At 49.1% G+C, this 16694-nt stretch carries 14 protein-coding genes; 13 read left to right on the plus strand and 1 reads right to left on the minus strand.

The features are described 5' to 3' along the window. Nucleotides 1–13: 13 nt before the first annotated feature. From VIS48_08165 to VIS48_08180, 4 genes are all read left to right on the plus strand, one after another. Nucleotides 14–682 carry a hypothetical protein gene (locus tag VIS48_08165; GenBank protein HEY9166119.1) on the plus strand — a complete coding sequence of 223 codons (669 nt, stop codon included), beginning with the start codon at nt 14–16 and terminating at the stop codon, nt 680–682. A gap of 185 nt (nt 683–867) precedes the next feature. Beyond that, nucleotides 868–1275 carry an OmpA family protein gene (locus tag VIS48_08170; GenBank protein ID HEY9166120.1) on the plus strand — a complete coding sequence of 136 codons (408 nt, stop codon included), beginning with the start codon at nt 868–870 and terminating at the stop codon, nt 1273–1275. 216 nt (nt 1276–1491) lie between these two features. After that, entirely contained in the window at nt 1492–3150 is a 1659-nt protein-coding gene (locus tag VIS48_08175; GenBank protein HEY9166121.1) for a capsule assembly Wzi family protein, read from the plus strand. 3 nt (nt 3151–3153) lie between these two features. After that, nucleotides 3154–4698 (plus strand): acyl-CoA carboxylase subunit beta, encoded by a 1545-nt coding sequence (locus VIS48_08180; GenBank protein HEY9166122.1) that lies wholly within the window; start codon nt 3154–3156, stop codon nt 4696–4698. Between the two features lie 108 nt (nt 4699–4806). Here the strand turns inward: VIS48_08180 and VIS48_08185 are convergent, their stop codons facing one another. Further along, on the minus strand, nt 4807–5790 hold the full coding sequence (locus VIS48_08185) for an NAD-dependent epimerase/dehydratase family protein (GenBank protein ID HEY9166123.1): 984 nt from the start codon (nt 5788–5790) through the stop codon (nt 4807–4809). Between the two features lie 181 nt (nt 5791–5971). Between VIS48_08185 and asnS the strand changes: the two genes are divergently transcribed. The 9 genes from asnS to truA all read left to right on the plus strand — a co-directional run bounded on the left by asnS (nt 5972) and on the right by truA (nt 16187). Beyond that, the gene (gene asnS / locus VIS48_08190; protein ID HEY9166124.1) at nt 5972–7285 is read left to right on the plus strand and encodes an asparagine--tRNA ligase; all 1314 of its coding nucleotides are present in this window, start codon (nt 5972–5974) and stop codon (nt 7283–7285) included. Between the two features lie 36 nt (nt 7286–7321). After that, complete coding sequence (locus tag VIS48_08195; GenBank protein HEY9166125.1) at nt 7322–8221, plus strand: ATP-binding cassette domain-containing protein; 900 nt, start codon at nt 7322–7324, stop codon at nt 8219–8221. Then, entirely contained in the window at nt 8211–9455 is a 1245-nt protein-coding gene (locus VIS48_08200; protein HEY9166126.1) for an ABC transporter permease, read from the plus strand. Before VIS48_08195 ends, VIS48_08200 begins: the two co-directional genes overlap by 11 nt. Before the next feature lie 134 nt (nt 9456–9589). After that, nucleotides 9590–10285, plus strand: a complete 696-nt coding sequence (gene cmk, locus VIS48_08205) for a (d)CMP kinase (GenBank protein HEY9166127.1) — start codon at nt 9590–9592, stop codon at nt 10283–10285. Next, nucleotides 10282–11211, plus strand: coding sequence for a 4-hydroxy-3-methylbut-2-enyl diphosphate reductase (locus tag VIS48_08210; protein ID HEY9166128.1), 930 nt, complete (start codon nt 10282–10284; stop codon nt 11209–11211). Before cmk ends, VIS48_08210 begins: the two co-directional genes overlap by 4 nt. A gap of 127 nt (nt 11212–11338) precedes the next feature. Then, nucleotides 11339–13192 (plus strand): 30S ribosomal protein S1, encoded by a 1854-nt coding sequence (rpsA, locus tag VIS48_08215; GenBank protein HEY9166129.1) that lies wholly within the window; start codon nt 11339–11341, stop codon nt 13190–13192. A 65-nt stretch (nt 13193–13257) separates the two neighbouring features. After that, nucleotides 13258–14568, plus strand: a complete 1311-nt coding sequence (gene mtaB / locus VIS48_08220; protein HEY9166130.1) for a tRNA (N(6)-L-threonylcarbamoyladenosine(37)-C(2))-methylthiotransferase MtaB — start codon at nt 13258–13260, stop codon at nt 14566–14568. After that, complete coding sequence (locus VIS48_08225; protein HEY9166131.1) at nt 14565–15266, plus strand: hypothetical protein; 702 nt, start codon at nt 14565–14567, stop codon at nt 15264–15266. The genes mtaB and VIS48_08225 overlap by 4 nt, the downstream gene beginning before the upstream one ends. A gap of 153 nt (nt 15267–15419) precedes the next feature. Further along, nucleotides 15420–16187, plus strand: a complete 768-nt coding sequence (gene truA, locus VIS48_08230) for a tRNA pseudouridine(38-40) synthase TruA (protein HEY9166132.1) — start codon at nt 15420–15422, stop codon at nt 16185–16187. Nucleotides 16188–16694: the final 507 nt, after the last annotated feature.

Raw genomic sequence — 16694 nt, forward strand, 5'->3', positions numbered from 1 at the left:
TTCGGAGGTAAAAATGGCAGAGAAAAAATGGTATAACGTTTTCGTTTCCGTAGAGGATGAACAAAAGAAGGCCATTGAAGGCACTTCCACTTCGGTTTCTACAGAAAAGCCAACGCGTCTAGAAATTGCGGAGCCCGAGCTTGAAGCACCCGTCGCTCGTGTCGGAGAAGAAATGCCGAGCTTTGAGGCCATCTTCCAGGCGTTCGGTATCAGAGACGCTGCGCATGGATTCACCGTCTACAGGGCTGAAGAGTTGCTCAAAAGCGTTCACCTGAAATCGGCATCTCCGGAAATCAAGCGCAGTGCATTGATGGTAGCACTTGAAGCGCTCCGAATTCCTGCTGAGGAGGTCATTCAGGACGCGGTGAAACGTGATAAAGCCCTAACTCAATTCGAAAAGATTGAAGAGCGTCGTCTCCGCGAACTTGAACAAAAGAAGAGCGATGAGAACAAACGCCTCCAGGAAGAGATGGAGCGGATATTCAATGAGATTCGCGAAAAAATGGAAGACAACAACACCATCGTGAAAGAGCTTCGCGAGAGATTCCAAACCTGGCAGCAAGACAAGGAGAAAGAAGAACAGAGGTTGTCCAGCGTACTTCAGTTCTTCGTGGCTCAGGAGCCAACCGATCAGACTCATACCGCGGTCAGACGGAGACGCACCACATCTTCCGATAACTAATTCTCAAGATGGCCCGAGTCAAGATTCAACCGGGAGGCAAGGTGCTGGTTGCTGTAGTCGCACTGGGCGCCTTGCTTTTTCTGTTCTTACAATTAAGGGGTCTATCCAGGACCGAAAAGACGCCTGTAGCGTCTCAACCACCTGCATTAAAAAGCAAGACCCCTTCTAACGATAGGAACTCACCTTTGCCTGTTCAGAAAACCGTCGCGCAGGAACAACACCCTGCCGTGCCCCTGCCGTCGAGCTTTAACCATGTAGGTCCCATCCGTATTTTCTTTGACTTCAATCGTTCGAACGTCAACAAAAACGTTTACTGCATCTTCGACTTGATACAGGCATCGCTAGGAAAGAACGCGGCAGGAAGAATAAAAATACGGGTCGAAGGAAATGCTGACTCAATTGGTCCGTCATGGTACAACATGATTCTTTCTCAAAAGAGAGCTGAGAGGGTGATTGACTCTTTGTCCCGGAGGCTCGCGATACCGAGGGATCGCTTTGAGATCGTAGCAAACGGATCCACTAAACCCGTTTCTCCTAATTCCACTTCCGAGGGTAGATCGAACAATAGACGAGTGGAAGTTTCCGTTTTCTGAAGAACTTCCCTCGCCCCGGACGATTTGATAGTTTCAAGCCTCAACCTGCATTTGTTACTTTGTGATTAAACCGGTGTCATCCGGTGTGGTGTTGCACAACATATTCAAGCGGGCCCTCGACAGGATCGTTTGACGCTCAGTCGGGTCTCCAGGCCGACCCGTCGAGACCTTACCTCATTTCAAAAGTCACCCGCCCGCTGATTCATTGGAGAATTAATGAGAGTAGGACTTCTTTCTGCATTTGTTATGCTCGTTCTCGTTGTGCCGGTCTTCGGCCAGCATAATTATTCTATTCCGGTCGATAACTGGACTTATGATGTAATACAACAATTGCAGACGAGGGGTTACCTCCTCGATCTGAGCCCGGGATTTAAACCTTACAGGAGGTTGGAAGTCGCTCGAGCGCTCAAGAAATTGTTGTCCCGCGCCGACTCGTCAAGTCTACCAACATCGGCTCGGTGGCTCATCGGGAAACTCGAGGAAGAGTTCCGTTACGAAATTCATATTCTCGATGCCGAGTCCGCAAATCCCGACACAGCTTTGCCCGGGGCTCGTGCTTCAGGTGAGGCTTTCCTCAATCTTGTTAAGGGTGACTACAGGAACTTTAAGGTGGCTGATGGTTTGCGATTCCGCCCCACTCTGCGTGCTGAGTTTGGCTTTGATGCGGGCAATCATTTCTTGCTGTACACTGACGCGACAGTTGATCAGACTCTTCTCGATGACACTCTCTATACCGGCTCCACAAAATTCGGACTCAGGGCACTTCATCAACAGGCATATGTCGGCTATTCCGATCGCTACATTGATTTCACTTTCGGAAGAGATTATCTCTCATGGGGATACGGAAATAACGGAAACGTCTTGGTGTCGACTACCGCCGGCGCCCTGGATCTGGCTTCGATATTTGTGAAAACGTCGGTGATGAAGTTCAATTGGTTCGTCGCCCAACTGGATACCTTGCCCACGTTCACGCCGGACAAAAATAACTACGAGCCATTCGGTCCGGGCCCCACCTACGGCAAGCCGACCTTACCTGCGAACAGATACTTGACGGGCTCGAGGTTTGAATTTAATATCGCCGACAAAGTCTTCCTCGGTGCCTTCCAAGCGGCAGTCTTCGGAGGCCCGAACGCGCCGATCGATCTTGAAATTGTAAATCCTCTCCGGATCACGTACGAGCTAGAGAACAACGATCATAAGAATCTAAACGCTTTTCTTGGTGCGGACTTTAGCATCTTCTGGCTGAAAGGATTCAATTTCTACGGAGACTTTATGATAGATGATTGGCAGGTGGACCACAAAACCAAAGGAGATCTGAAACCTAACCTGTATTCTCTCGACTTAGGTTTGAAAGCGGCAGATGTTCTTGCGGGTCTGGGAGTTTCAGGCACCGATGCGAATCTGCAGTATATGGAGGTGAGGAACAGGGTTTATAATGAGTATAATTGGAGCAGCTTCGAGAAGCTCCTGCTGAGAAATTACCCGATAGCAAATCCGTATGGAGATGATTTCTGGAACATCGACTTGCGATTGTCGCACTGGATTAATCGCGATTGGAAAGTCGGAGCTGAAATTATGCACCTCGAGCACGGCAGCAGCAACGTCTGGGGCTTTTACACGATGCCGTGGCTTACAGACCCGAACATAACGCTTCAAACAGGTTACACGGAACCGTTCCCGTACGGCACGATCCAAGTATCGAATATCTTCCAAGTATCAGCTCTTTATCAACCTTACAATTATCTGTATGGCCAGGCATCATTCAGCTATTCACAGAATCACAATTTCATGTATGTCTCTGGAGTGGACAAAGGTGTATTTTCACTAACGCTGACCCTTTACTATGATTTTGCTATCGATATTCCGTTTGAGTAATCCGTGAAGGAAATTCTCCGTCATCTTCAAAAGCTGATCGACCAGGCGAAGCTCGGGGGCGGTCAAAAAAGAATTGACGACCAGCATGCGAAAGGGAAGCTGACAGCCCGCGAACGCCTCCAGATACTTCTCGACGAGAATTCGTTTGTGGAACTCGACATGTTCGTGAAGCACCGCTCTCATGATTTCGGTCTGCAGGATCAGCGGGTCGCCGGCGACGGCGTGGTCACAGGCTATGGAAAGATAGATGGCAGGCAGGTTATGGTCTACAGTCAGGACTTTACCGTTTTCGGCGGCTCTCTTTCTGAGGCTCACGCCGAGAAGATCTGTAAAGTGATGGACCTGGCAATGAAGACTGGGGTTCCAATAATTGGACTGAACGATTCCGGGGGCGCAAGAATCCAGGAGGGGGTTGTATCACTCGGTGGATATGCCGACATCTTTCTACGGAATACATTGGCGAGCGGCGTCGTCCCGCAAATCTCGGCGGTGATGGGTCCATCAGCCGGCGGAGCAGTGTATTCACCAGCGATCACGGACTTCATCTTCATGGTCAAGAACACTAGCTACATGTTTGTGACCGGACCGAATGTGGTCAAGACAGTAACTCACGAAGACGTCTCATTCGAGGAACTCGGCGGAGCGCTCACCCATGCTACAAAGAGTGGAGTTGCACATTTTGCGTGTGAAACCGAGGAAGATTGTCTGCTCGGTATCCGCAGACTCCTTCACTTCCTTCCACAGAATTATAGGGATGATCCACCTCAAATTCGGACTTCAGACAATCCGAACAGGTCAGATACGGAACTTGACGATCTGATTCCCGATAACCCCAATAAGCCGTACGACATGAAAGTGGTGATTTCTCGCGTCGTCGACCGGGATTCCTTCATGGAAGTGCATGAGCTGTTTGCGCAGAACATCATCGTGGGATTTGGACGCTTGAACGGGAGATCGGTCGGGATAATCGCTAATCAGCCCTCGGTGCTTGCAGGCGTACTCGATAACGACGCCTCCGTAAAAGCGGCGCGCTTCGTAAGATTCTGCGATGCGTTCAGCATACCACTCCTGGTATTTGAGGACGTTCCTGGCTTCATGCCGGGCACCGAACAGGAGTGGACCGGAATCATAAAGAACGGCGCCAAACTTCTCTTTGCATTCAGCGAAGCGACTGTTCCAAAAATTACGGTCATCACTCGAAAAGCCTACGGCGGAGCGTACGATGTAATGAACTCCAAACATATTCGCGGTGACATGAACTTTGCCTGGCCTTCCGCAGAAATTGCTGTAATGGGACCGAAAGGGGCAGTGGAGATTATATTCAAGAAGGAGATTGAGAAAGCAGATAACTCCGAGGCGGTCGAATCAAAGCTGATAGCAGATTACGTTTCGAAATTTGCCAACCCATTTATCGCCGCAGAACGCGGGTACGTCGACGAGATCATCGTTCCGAGCCAGACCCGTCCTCGCTTGATTCGCGCATTCGAACTGCTGGCGACTAAAGTTGATACCAACCCCAAGAAGAAACATGGAAACATTCCCCTCTAATTCGTTCGGTCTTGGCAATCAGGTCGCGAAAACTGTGCGGGGTGCATGAATGAAACTCCAATTTCAGCATTGATCCGTAATACCCACACCTGATATCTGGTATTTGATCTATTTTATCCATCCATTATCCCTGTACCACTTTATTGTGTTCTCAATTCCAGACTCGAGCGTCAACTTCGACACAAATCCAATTTCACGTTTTGCCTTGTCGGCGCTGCAAGTCCAGTTCGACTGAACGCCGTCCCGTGCCTTTTCAATGTTGATGAGAGCCGCTTTTCCTCTCGCCTTCGCTGAGAGCTCGCTGATGGCGGCGATCGTGTAAAGTGCGAACTCGGGAATCCTGACGGGAATCGCCCACCTGTCCAAACAGCGCTTTGCGATGTCGCCGAACACAACCCAGTCGTATACCTCTTGGTTCGATATGAAGTAAATCTCACCGGCTGCACGCGGATGTTCCGCAGCGGCGATGATGCCGTCCACAAGATCGTACGCGTGCACGAAGCTCAATATTTTCCGCTTGAATCCCGATAACGGAACGATGTGTTTGTTCACCGAGTTGAAGAACTCGAATACATCCTTGTCCCTGGGTCCGTAAACGGCGGGCGGGCGGACAATTGTTATCGGCAGCTGACGCATCCTGACAAGGCATTCCTTCTCCGCTTCCATCTTACTTTTGCCGTAAGTGGTGATGGGATGATACGGTGTAGTCTCGTCCACCGGTGACGATCCATCACCCGGCCCCACGGCTGTCAGGCTGCTTGCGTATATGAATCTCGTGATGCTTGAGTTATATCTCTCAATAGAGGTCAAGAGATTCTTTGTCGATTCATGATTGCCCCTGTAATATCCGGCCTTGTCCTTTGACTTAGTGACGCCGGCGATGTGGTACACATGGTCCACTCCTGCGACCGCATCTCGAAGCTTTTCCGGGTCGGCAAAGTCGCCATTTACCAGTTCAACATTCAAGTCGTTGATGTATTCCAGTTTCGTCGAGCTTCTGATGAGGCATCGAACACTGTACCCGCGTGCGAGAAGCTTTTCTACAAGATGACTTCCAATGAATCCGGTAGATCCGGTCACCAATGCTTTCATGAATAAACAGCCTTTCGTTGAACATGAATTTAATTAATCAAGGGCATCTAAAACAAAATTTCACGACAGGACGGGTTCCGTCATCAACTATATTGCGCGTAGAATCCGGTGAGACAATAATTGAACTCGTAAGGCACGTAGATTATATTTGTAATCGCTAATTAGAGCACTGGAGATTCGAATGGCAGATTCAGAAATCATTCCCGTAACATCCGTTTCTAAACTCTACGATTTTGACGGAAAGAGGGCGGAAGTTCGTGGCTGGGTTTACAACAAACGTTCGAGCGGGAAAATCCATTTCATCCTCGTACGGGACGGATCGGGCGTGGTCCAATGTGTCGTCGTCAAGAGCCAGGTAAGCCCGGAATTATTTAGCCAGTATGATCTCCTTACTCAGGAAAGTTCTGTTATCGTCACAGGAATTGTACATAAAGATGATCGTGCCCCGGGAGGATATGAGCTCCAGCTGGAGTCCATGGAGATTGTAAGCGTTTCAAATGAATACCCGATTACTCCTAAGGAACACGGCGTTGAATTTCTGATGGACCACAGGCACCTGTGGCTCAGGTCCTCCCGTCAGCATGCAATCCTCAGAGTTAGACACCAAATCGTCAAAGCGATTCGCGACTTCTTCGACAACAGGGGATTCACCTTGGTCGATTCTCCCATCCTTACGCCGGCTTCCGTCGAAGGAACGAGCACACTCTTCGAAACTGAATATTTCGATCTGGGGAAAGCGTATTTGACTCAGAGCGGTCAACTCTATGCTGAAGCTGCCGCGATGGCGTTTGGGAAAGTGTATTGCTTTGGTCCGACGTTCAGAGCCGAGAAATCGAAGACTAGGCGCCATCTAACTGAATTCTGGATGGTTGAACCTGAAGTCGCATGGGCAGATCTGAATGACGACATGGATCTCGCCGAGGAATTTATAGAATACATTGTCCAAACCATCCTTAAGATTTGCGAGCCGGAACTTCGCCATCTTGAACGAGATCTGACAAAATTGGTTCCGGTCAAACGCCCGTTCCCGCGCCTCCATTACGACGAAGCTGTGGAACTCCTGAAGAAGAATGCGGTAGACTTCCAGTACGGCAACGACCTGGGAGCAGCTGACGAGACTATCATCTCTCAGCAATATGATCGTCCGGTCATGGTTCACCATTATCCGGCAGCTTGCAAGGCCTTTTACATGAAACGTGATCCTGATCGTCAGGATCTCACTCTGTCAGTCGATGTTCTGGCGTCCGAAGGTTACGGCGAAATCATCGGCGGAAGCCAGCGCGAGGACGACTACGAGACTCTTCTTCGCAGACTTAAGGAATTCAATTTACCGAGCCAACCGTTTGAGTGGTACCTGGATTTGAGAAAGTACGGAACCGTTCCACACTCGGGATTCGGGTTGGGGGTCGAAAGGACTGTTTCGTGGATCTGCGGCCTCGAGCATGTGAGGGAAACGATCCCGTTCGCGAGAATGATCTACCGCAACACACCCTGAAGTCTATCCAAACTAAACTCAGCAGGGGAAAACTATATGCTTGCAGTTAAGGACTTAACTAAAACTTATATCACCACTAAGGCACTTGACGGCGTCACTTTTGAAGTGAAGCCCGGAGAGATTTTCGGACTCCTTGGCCCAAATGGTGCAGGTAAGACAACCACAATACGAATCTCTCTGGGTATCATCGAGCCCGATTCAGGAACAGTAATGTTCAATGGCAAACCCCTGACCCCCGAGATTAAAAACTCGCTCGCCTATCTTCCCGAGGAAAGGGGTTTGTATAGGAAAAGTAAAGTCATCGATGTACTCGTCTATTTTGGCGGCTTGCACGGTGTCTCGCCGCAAAACGCCAGAAGACTCGCGTCCGACTGGCTGAAGAAATTCGAGCTTTCTCATTGCGCGGAAAAGAAAGTGGATGAGCTGTCGAAAGGGATGCAGCAAAAGGTGCAGTTCATCTCCTGCCTCCTTCATTCTCCTGACATGCTTATCCTCGATGAGCCGTTTTCAGGACTGGATCCCGTCAATCAAATCGTTATCAAAGACATAATGAGCGAATTGAAATCGAAGGGGAAAACGATTGTGTTCTCAACTCACCAGATGGAACAGGCAGAAAAATTGTGTGACCGCATATGCCTGATCGACAAGGGGAAGGTCGTGCTTTATGGCGAGCTTGGTGAAATTAAAAGAAGATACGGAAATAACACAATCCATCTTGAGTTCGAGGGAGATCCTTCCGCGTTGCGTCAACTATCAGGAATCGCATCAATGGATCTCTACGAGAATTATGCTGAACTCAAAATGGACGACGGCAATAATCGACGTGCGATCTTGAGTCAGGTACTCAAAGCTGTCGATGTGACGAAGTTCTCGGTTGAGGAAGCATCGCTTAATTCAATTTTTATTGAAGCTGTCGGGGGAAAAAATGCCAATTAATAAAATACTCACGATCGCAAGATGGGAATTCATAGAAAAGGTGAAAACGAAAGCGTTTATAATTTCGTTGGTCCTCACACCTGCATTTATATTGCTTTTCTCAGTTCTTCCGACGCTGCTTATCAACAAAGGAGATTCTTCTACGGTCAGCATTGGGATCATCGACAGTACGGGCGAGATCGCACCTCGGCTTTCAGCAAAGCTTCTTGAGAAATATAAATTGCCGGACGGTAGACCGAATTATCACGTCGTGAATATCTCCCCCGGAGATAGCTGTCGCACAATTGCGAACAGGATGGTCCTCCAGGATAAAATTTCCTCGTACTTGATAATCGATTCCGGCATTGCCAGAACGAGAAAATTCGTTTTTGTTTCTCAGAACGTCTCCAACTTCCAACAGATGGAAAGAATGCAATCGGAAGTAAAAGACATAATAGTATCCAACGAACTCGAACGTAATGGAGTCCGACCCGGTTTGATTGCCGAAGTAGCAAAGCCCGTTGGCTATGAGACTGTGAAGTTGTCTAAGGGCGGAGAAGAGTCAAAGGCCGAGATCGGATCGGGATTCGCTCTCGGCTACATCTTCATCATCATCCTCGCGCTCTTCATTATCACGTCAGGGCAGCTTCTCGTCAGAAGTGTCATCGAGGAGAAGTCGAACAGGATAGTCGAGGTCTTGTTGTCATCCGCGACCGCCGACGAAATAATGACGGGGAAAATCCTCGGGCTGAGCCTCCTTGGAATGACTCAGCTTGCCGTGTGGGCTGCTATCGGAGTCTCATTTGCGGGGCAGCTCGCTGGGTTTCTCTCCTTTCCCGACAATGGCTGGTGGATTCTCGTATTCTTTGTTCTTGGATTCTTGTTCTACTCTTCAATATTCGTCATGATAGGTTCTCCGGTCACCACCGAGCAGGAGGCACAGCAGGCGACAAGCTACGCCTCGATGCTGATTTTCTTTCCGATTGCGCTCGCGTTTCTGGTTGCTCAAGATCCGACTGCTGGATACCTAAAGGTGATTTCGTTGATCCCGCTCCTCACCCCGACCATGATGGCATTCAGAATTCCCATCCAGTCGCCTGACTTGTGGGAACTGATAGCTGGGGCAGCGATTCTCATAGTGTCGACCTATTTCTGCATGATTGCAGCCGGGAGAGTCTTCAGGATCGGTATCCTCGTTTACGGTAAGCGCCCAAGCTTGAAGGAGTTGCTGCGCTGGGCAATCAAACGGGGCTGATTTCGTGTTTTCACTCCGGATTGTTCCAATTCTTCCACCTCCGGTTCGGAGCGTTGCTTGTTTCACTCGAAGGGGCTAAATTTAATGCCCTGAGGCTTCAGGTAGGCCTTTGGATTTGTACTAAAAGGAAAGGTGTGAGGAAAATACTTATCGCAATCGACGGCCCCGCTGGATCTGGCAAGAGTACAACTGCAAGACTCGTGGCGCAGAAACTCGGATATGTTTATGTCGATACCGGCGCAATGTACCGGGCGATAACTCTTAAGGTCCTTTCCTCTAACCTAGATCCCGCCGATGAGCCCCGAGTCGTCAAGATGGCCGGGGAATCCGAAATCACCCTCCACAATGACAAGGGAAAATTGAATATCGAGCTCGACGGCAGGGATGTGACCGAGGCTATTCGATCCGAAGAGGTTACCAGGAACGTAAGCCTTGTAAGTTCTTACGCAGGTCTCAGAAAAATTATGGTGGAAAAGCAACGCGAGATAGGTTCACAAAAAGGTTGTGTGGTAGACGGGAGAGATATTGGAACGGTGGTCTTCCCGGATGCGGATCTGAAATTCTTCGTGACTGCGGACGTGATGGAACGGGCAAGAAGGCGGCAGGAAGAGCTCTCAACAAGCGGGGTCGAGCTTCCTCTCGTCCAGGTGGTCCGTGACCTCAAAGAACGTGACTTGAAAGATTCCACTCGAGAGACAAGTCCCCTTCGAAAAGCTGATGACGCGATCGAAATTGATACGACTCATTTGACTATCGAAGAGCAGGTCCACATGATTTTGAATTACGCAAATGGAGCTATGGTGAACACTGAGGAGACGGTGAGAAAATGAAAGTGTCGGTCGACAAGAACAGTGGGTTCTGCTGGGGCGTTGTGCGCGCGATAGATTTCGCCGAAGATGAATTGAAGCAGTCGGGGAAATTGTATTCCCTTGGAGATATAATTCATAACCCGGAGGAGATCCAACGGCTCGGAGAAAAAGGACTCCAGACTATTTCGCATAAGGACCTCGGAAGCGTGAAAGATGCGAAGGTCCTTATTCGGGCTCATGGCGAACCGCCCTCAACATTCGAGCTGGCGAAGAAATTGAACCTTGAACTGGTGGACGCGACGTGTCCGGTTGTGTCAAAATTGCAGGAGCGAATCAAGAGATTCTACGACGACCATTATCAGATAGTGATTTTCGGAAAGAAAGATCATGCTGAAGTCATTGGGCTTCGCGGAGTATGTAATGATGAAGCCGTGGTCGTGAAGACTGTCGGGGAAGCGCTGGAGAAGGTTGACTTTTCGAAAAAGACCGTCTTATTCTCGCAGACCACGATGGACAAACCCACATTCTATGCGATCAAGGATGCTCTCTCCAGGAAGATAAAGGATCTTGTGGTCGGGACTATGGAGGACATAGCCAAATCTTTTCTAGCTAAAGACACGATTTGCGGTCAGGTCTCGGGTCGTGACAAAAAGCTGAGAGAGTTCGCGACAAATAATGACGTAATCGTCTTCGTCGCGGGGAAAATCAGTTCAAACGGTAAAGTTCTTTTTGATATCTGTAAGGAAGAAAACCTGGCGTCATATTTTATTGAACATGAAGACGAGCTTGATTCACGATGGTTTGAAAATGCTGCGACGGTGGGAGTCACCGGTGCGACATCAACGCCTCAATGGCTGATGGAGAAGGTCGGCCGGGCGATAGAGAGAATGGACCAACGGGTTTTGACTGGAGAGTCTTTAGAACAGAAAGCCGCCCCAAATAACTAATGTTGAACCAAAACAAAATCCTTGACTCGGTCTCTTCTGGCGGTTTCGGACTGATGATGGGCGATCGCTCCGCCCGATTCCTGGCGGACCGCCTAATGCTGGCGGTGATTTTCAAAGGAGATAATTAATGACCGAAGAAGAAAAGGCCACAGAAACGATGCCAATGCAAAGTCCAGATGAGGTTATAACTCGAAGAAGGCCTGCTGGGAAAGTGAAGCTGCTGACGGGTGAAGATTCACCCTACACAGAAGCAGAACTCAAAGAGATGATTGATCTTTACGATAAGAGTCTGAAACAATTTGATGCCGGAGAGATTGTAAAAGGCAGAATCATAGGGTTTACTGAAAATGATGTAATTGTCGACATCGGGTTCAAGTCGTCGGGACTTGTGCCGAAACTCGAGTTCCCCAACTTGAACGAACTCAAGTCGGGAGATGAAGTGGAGGTTTTTCTCGACAGTGTGGAGGATCAGGACGGGCAAGTCGTTCTCTCGAGACGTCGCGCCGATTTTATCAGGATCTGGGATAGGATAGTGAGTGCCCATGAGAATCAAACCGTGCTTCAAGGCACAGTGCTCCGAAGAGTTAAAGGCGGATTGATGGTCAACTTGATGGGCCTCGAGTCGTTCCTTCCTGGCTCCCAAGTCGACGTCAGACCGGTCAGAGATTTTGATGCGTATGTCGGAAGGACCATGGACTTCAGAGTCGTAAAAATAAATGAAGCCGCCGAAAATGTGGTTGTCAGTCACAAGGCATTGCTCGAAGCTGAAATAGAGGAGCAACGGAAGAGAATCCTTTCCAAGTTGGAGAAGGGCCTCATCCTTGAAGGAACAGTGAAGGCAATTACAGAATTCGGCGTGTTCGTCGATCTGGGCGGAGTGGACGGCCTGATACATATCACCGACCTCTCATGGGGGCGGGTGAATCATCCATCCGAAGTTGTGAAGCTCGACCAGAAGATCCAGGTCGTTGTGACCGACTTCGACGAAGAGAAAAAACGCATCTCCCTTTCCATGAAAGCGCTGCAACCCGAACCGTGGAAGAGCATTGAAGACAAATATCAGGTGGGGCAGCGCGTAAACGGAAAGGTCGTCTCCCTTACCGAGTACGGTGCGTTCGTCGAGATCGAAAAAGGTATCGAGGGCCTGATTCACATATCTGAAATGAGCTGGACCGAACATGTCAAACACCCATCCCAGAAAGTGTCGATGGGGCAAATGGTCGAAGCGGTGATACTCAGTCTCGACAAGGATAATAAGAAGCTTTCGCTCGGATTGAAACAGCTAGAGCCTGATCCGTGGGAACAGCTCATCGAGAAGTATCCGGTCGGTTCCAGACATAAAGGGATAGTCCGCAACCTGACGAACTTCGGAGTATTCGTGGAGCTTGAGTCGGGTGTGGACGGTCTTATTCACATCTCCGATCTCTCCTGGACAAAGAAGATTCGCCATCCCGGGGAACTTGTGAAACGTGGAGACGAAATTGACATTGTGGTTCTCGCGGTGGATAAGGAACAGCGCCGAATTTCACTCGGACATAAGCAGGCGATGGAAAACCCGTGGGACAAGTTCGAGCAGGAATTCAAGGTTGGCGCGGAAGTCCAGGGTAAAATAATTCGACATATCGAGAAGGGTGCTATTGTCGAACTTCCTGGTGATGTCGACGGCTTCATCCCGCATTCCCATATGTCACCGATGAACCTCAAGAATTTTGTCGCCCACTTTCCCGCGGGTGAAGACCTGAACTTGAAGGTCATCGAGTTCGACAAAGACGGCAAGAGGATCGTCCTCAGTGCACTTGAGTATTACAGAGACAAAGATACGGCGCTATACCAGGAGTTCTTGGCGAACCATAAGATAAACCCGGATGAGAGAAGGGGAACAAAGGCGCGCGCTGCCGACAAGAAGCCGAAAGATCAAGAAGAAGATCAGGGGAAGGAAGCCTTGGAGAGTGAAAAGCCTCAAGAGAATCCTGAGGCTTGACTTTAAACGGGCGCAATCTGAAATTGACCCGAATCCCCATTAAGGGGGCCAAGAGGATCCGCTGAATGGAAAAGAAACGTGTCGCGTTTGAAAGCCTCGGCTGTAAATTGAATTATGCCGAGACTGTTCAAATTCAGAAAGAATTCAGGCGGCGCGGATTTGAGGTGGTCGAGTTCGCTGACCCTGCTGATGTATTCGTCATAAATACATGCACCGTTACGCAAAGTGCTGACAGTGACTGTCGTCAGGTTGTTCGCCGAGCCTTGAGGAACTCACCCGGCGCATTTGTGGTTGTCACGGGGTGTTATGCTCAAGGGAAACCGGAAGATGTTGCACAGATAGAAGGTGTGGATCTGGTTCTCGGTGCCAGGGAAAAGTTCGAGCTATTCAATCATGTCGATGATTTTGTCAAGAATTATCACGCGCGTGTTTTTGCCGGACCGATAGATGAAGCCGTGGAATTCGGCGCGGCCGACTCTGCGTCGGAGGGAGCGAGAACTCGCGCGTTTCTCAAAGTGCAGGACGGATGCGATTACTCCTGCTCGTACTGTACGATACCGAGGGTCAGAGGCGCCAGCCGCAGCCCGTCGATATCTTTTCTTGTTGATGAAGCGAGAAGAATAGCGGATCTCGGTTTTAAAGAGATCGTCCTCACGGGAGTCAACGTCGGCGATTTCGGCAGAGGAGTAGGACCGGAAGAGGGACAGTTTATCGATTTGCTCACTGCTCTTGAGCGGGTCGAAAGTGTTAATCGATTCAGGATCAGCTCGATTGAGCCTAATCTGCTTACACGTGACGTGGTCGACTTTGTCGCGGGTTCCACGAGGTTTTGTCGTCATTTCCACGTGCCGTTGCAGAGTGGCGCGGATGAGATCCTCAGGAAAATGCGGCGCCGCTACAATTCATCTCAGTACCGCGAAGCTATCGAGTATGTACACGAAAAAATTCCGACTGCCGGGATCGGAGCGGATACTATTGTTGGTTTCCCCGGTGAATCTAATGATTTGTTCGATAAGAGTTACGCTTTCATTGAAGATCTGCCTCTTACTTACCTTCATGTTTTTTCGTACTCTGAACGTCCCGGGACTGTGTCCGCGGATTTCTCAGGCAATATTGACCCACGGGTAAAGAGAAAACGCAGCGAGGCACTTAGAGTCCTCTCAACCAAGAAACGCTACGCTTTCAATAGACAATTTGTGGGAAAGATTATGAAAGTGCTGGTGGAAGAAGAGACGAAAGACGGGAAGATGTTTGGGTTCACTTCAAACTATATCCGGGTGCAGGTAGACCTGAATGCTCAACATGCAAATACGATCCCTGATGTGCTGATTTCAGGGGTGAGCGATAACACCGCTTTAGGTCAGGTGATCTCGTGAAGACGTTCCTCTTGGTTTGCTCGCTTCTTATCGTATGCGGATTGAATGTGCAGCCGCTTTATTCTCAGAGTCGGCTCGAGCTCACATCAAAAATCCTGGACAGCCCGCGTGAGAAATTGGAATCCTCCGAGATAGTTGCGGTTCATAAGTCGCCTACACTGGCCGCGGTAGCATCTTTAGCAGTGCCGGGTCTCGGGGAACTCTATGCCGGCAGATATGACGTTGGAAAGTATTCAACGATTACTGAAGTGTCGCTCTGGGTTTTTTACACTGCTATTGAGATGTATTCGGATCAACTGAGAAATGACGCGATCAATTACGCGAGAGTAAATGCTGGTGTGAACGCAGTCGGGAAGAACGATCTTTTCTTTGTAAATATCGGCAATTACCTGAATACCGCGGATTACAACGTGAAGAAGATTCACGATGGCGATTTCGGGGCGATGTATAATGTCACAACGTACCAATGGCAATGGCAATCCGATGCTCAGCGGGAACGATTTAAAGATCTTAGAATAAGAGCCGATCAGTATCTCGATTATGGCAGATACACCGCGGGAGTGATCGTGCTTAATCACCTTATCAGTGCTGTTAGCGCAGCGCGTCTCGCATCAATTGTCAATGCACGTGCCACAGCTACTCTGAACGATTTCCCGGGTACTACGGGCCTTTATCTCAATCTGTCCGCAGATTTTTGACCTCTTAGGGCAGCGTCCATTCTAGTCCGTGCTAAAGCAGGAGGTTAATCGAGCCCTATCGGACGCGAGGAGCCTCTACCTTTCTGACATGCACGATGTTGGCGTGCAGCATTTTAACACTCGAATTCAATATGTAATTTCAGGCTGGTGCTCATGCGCAATATCGCCCTCCTAATAGAATATGATGGAACAGCCTACGGTGGCTGGCAAATCCAAAAGAACGGCAACAGCATCCAGGGAATAATCGAGAAGAGTCTATCGACAATGTTTCAAGAGAATGTTAAGGCGATAGGCGCGGGGAGGACTGATGCGGGGGTCCACGCTAAGGGTCAGGTAGCAAACTTCCATACCTCCTCAAAGTGGAAATGCGAGAAAATTCAATTTTCTGGAAATGGTCTTCTTCCAGTTGATATTTCAATACGCAAAGCTACTGAGGTGCCTGAGACTTTTCATGCGAGGTACGATGCAGTTCTCAGAAGATATGTTTACCGAATAGTCACATCCAAGACGCCGACAGAAAGGCTATACACTTCTTTTGTTCCATTCACGCTTTCCGTTGATGCTATGACCGAAGCTACAAGCTTAATCCTTGGGACGAACGATTTCAGGAGCTTCACAAAGCATGCATCGGAGCGGTCGCCCAAACTTCATGATGAAACTTTTATCTGCAATGTTTCCAGGGCTTCCTGGACTATGGAACACCAGGATCTTACATTTGTCATTGAAGCCGACCGTTTTCTTTATGGCATGGTGAGAGCGATCGTTGGTGCTCTCATCGCTGTGGGACGTGGTAGATTGTCAGCTTCTGAATTCCGCGCGATCATGGAGACAGGGGAGAGGAGAAACGCGCCGATGTCTGCGCCTGCCGCTGGTCTGACGCTAGACGAAGTCATTTACGCCTTTGACTTGTGGGGACGATAAAGGTACGTCAGTCTTAATGTCTAACATCCGGCATCTAAGCCGGTGCTAGCGCTCGGCGGTGTGATCCAAATAACGGTTCGTTCACTCTTTGTTTCCAAAATTTCACATGGATGTTACATGACGGTAATTATTTCTAACAGCCGGAAATATTTTCTTTCCAATTACTTGAAGTTTGAGTCCTTTTGCGGCATAATGGTAAAGGAGGCACACCCCCCCCGCTTGGCATTGCAATTGCATCTTAGTGAAAAGCCTAGACGAGCAGTCAGTGCGCGAAAGGCTTGAAAACTTGACTTTCTTCGCATGTGACGTTATTATTCCCGTTGAGGCAGGCGTTAAAGGTTTTCTTTCATCGTCCCCTAAAGTAAAAGGAGGTAAGTATGGGACAGCAACAACTTCTGCTAATCGTACTCGGCGTCATTATCGTTGGTATTGCTATAGCCGTTGGAATATCAATGTTTAAGAGTAACGCTCAGAGTTCGAACCGTGACCAGGTCATCAATGACCTCA

The organism is Candidatus Kryptoniota bacterium (assembly GCA_036567965.1).
Classification (GTDB): Bacteria; Bacteroidota; Ignavibacteria; order Kryptoniales; family JAKASW01; genus JAKASW01.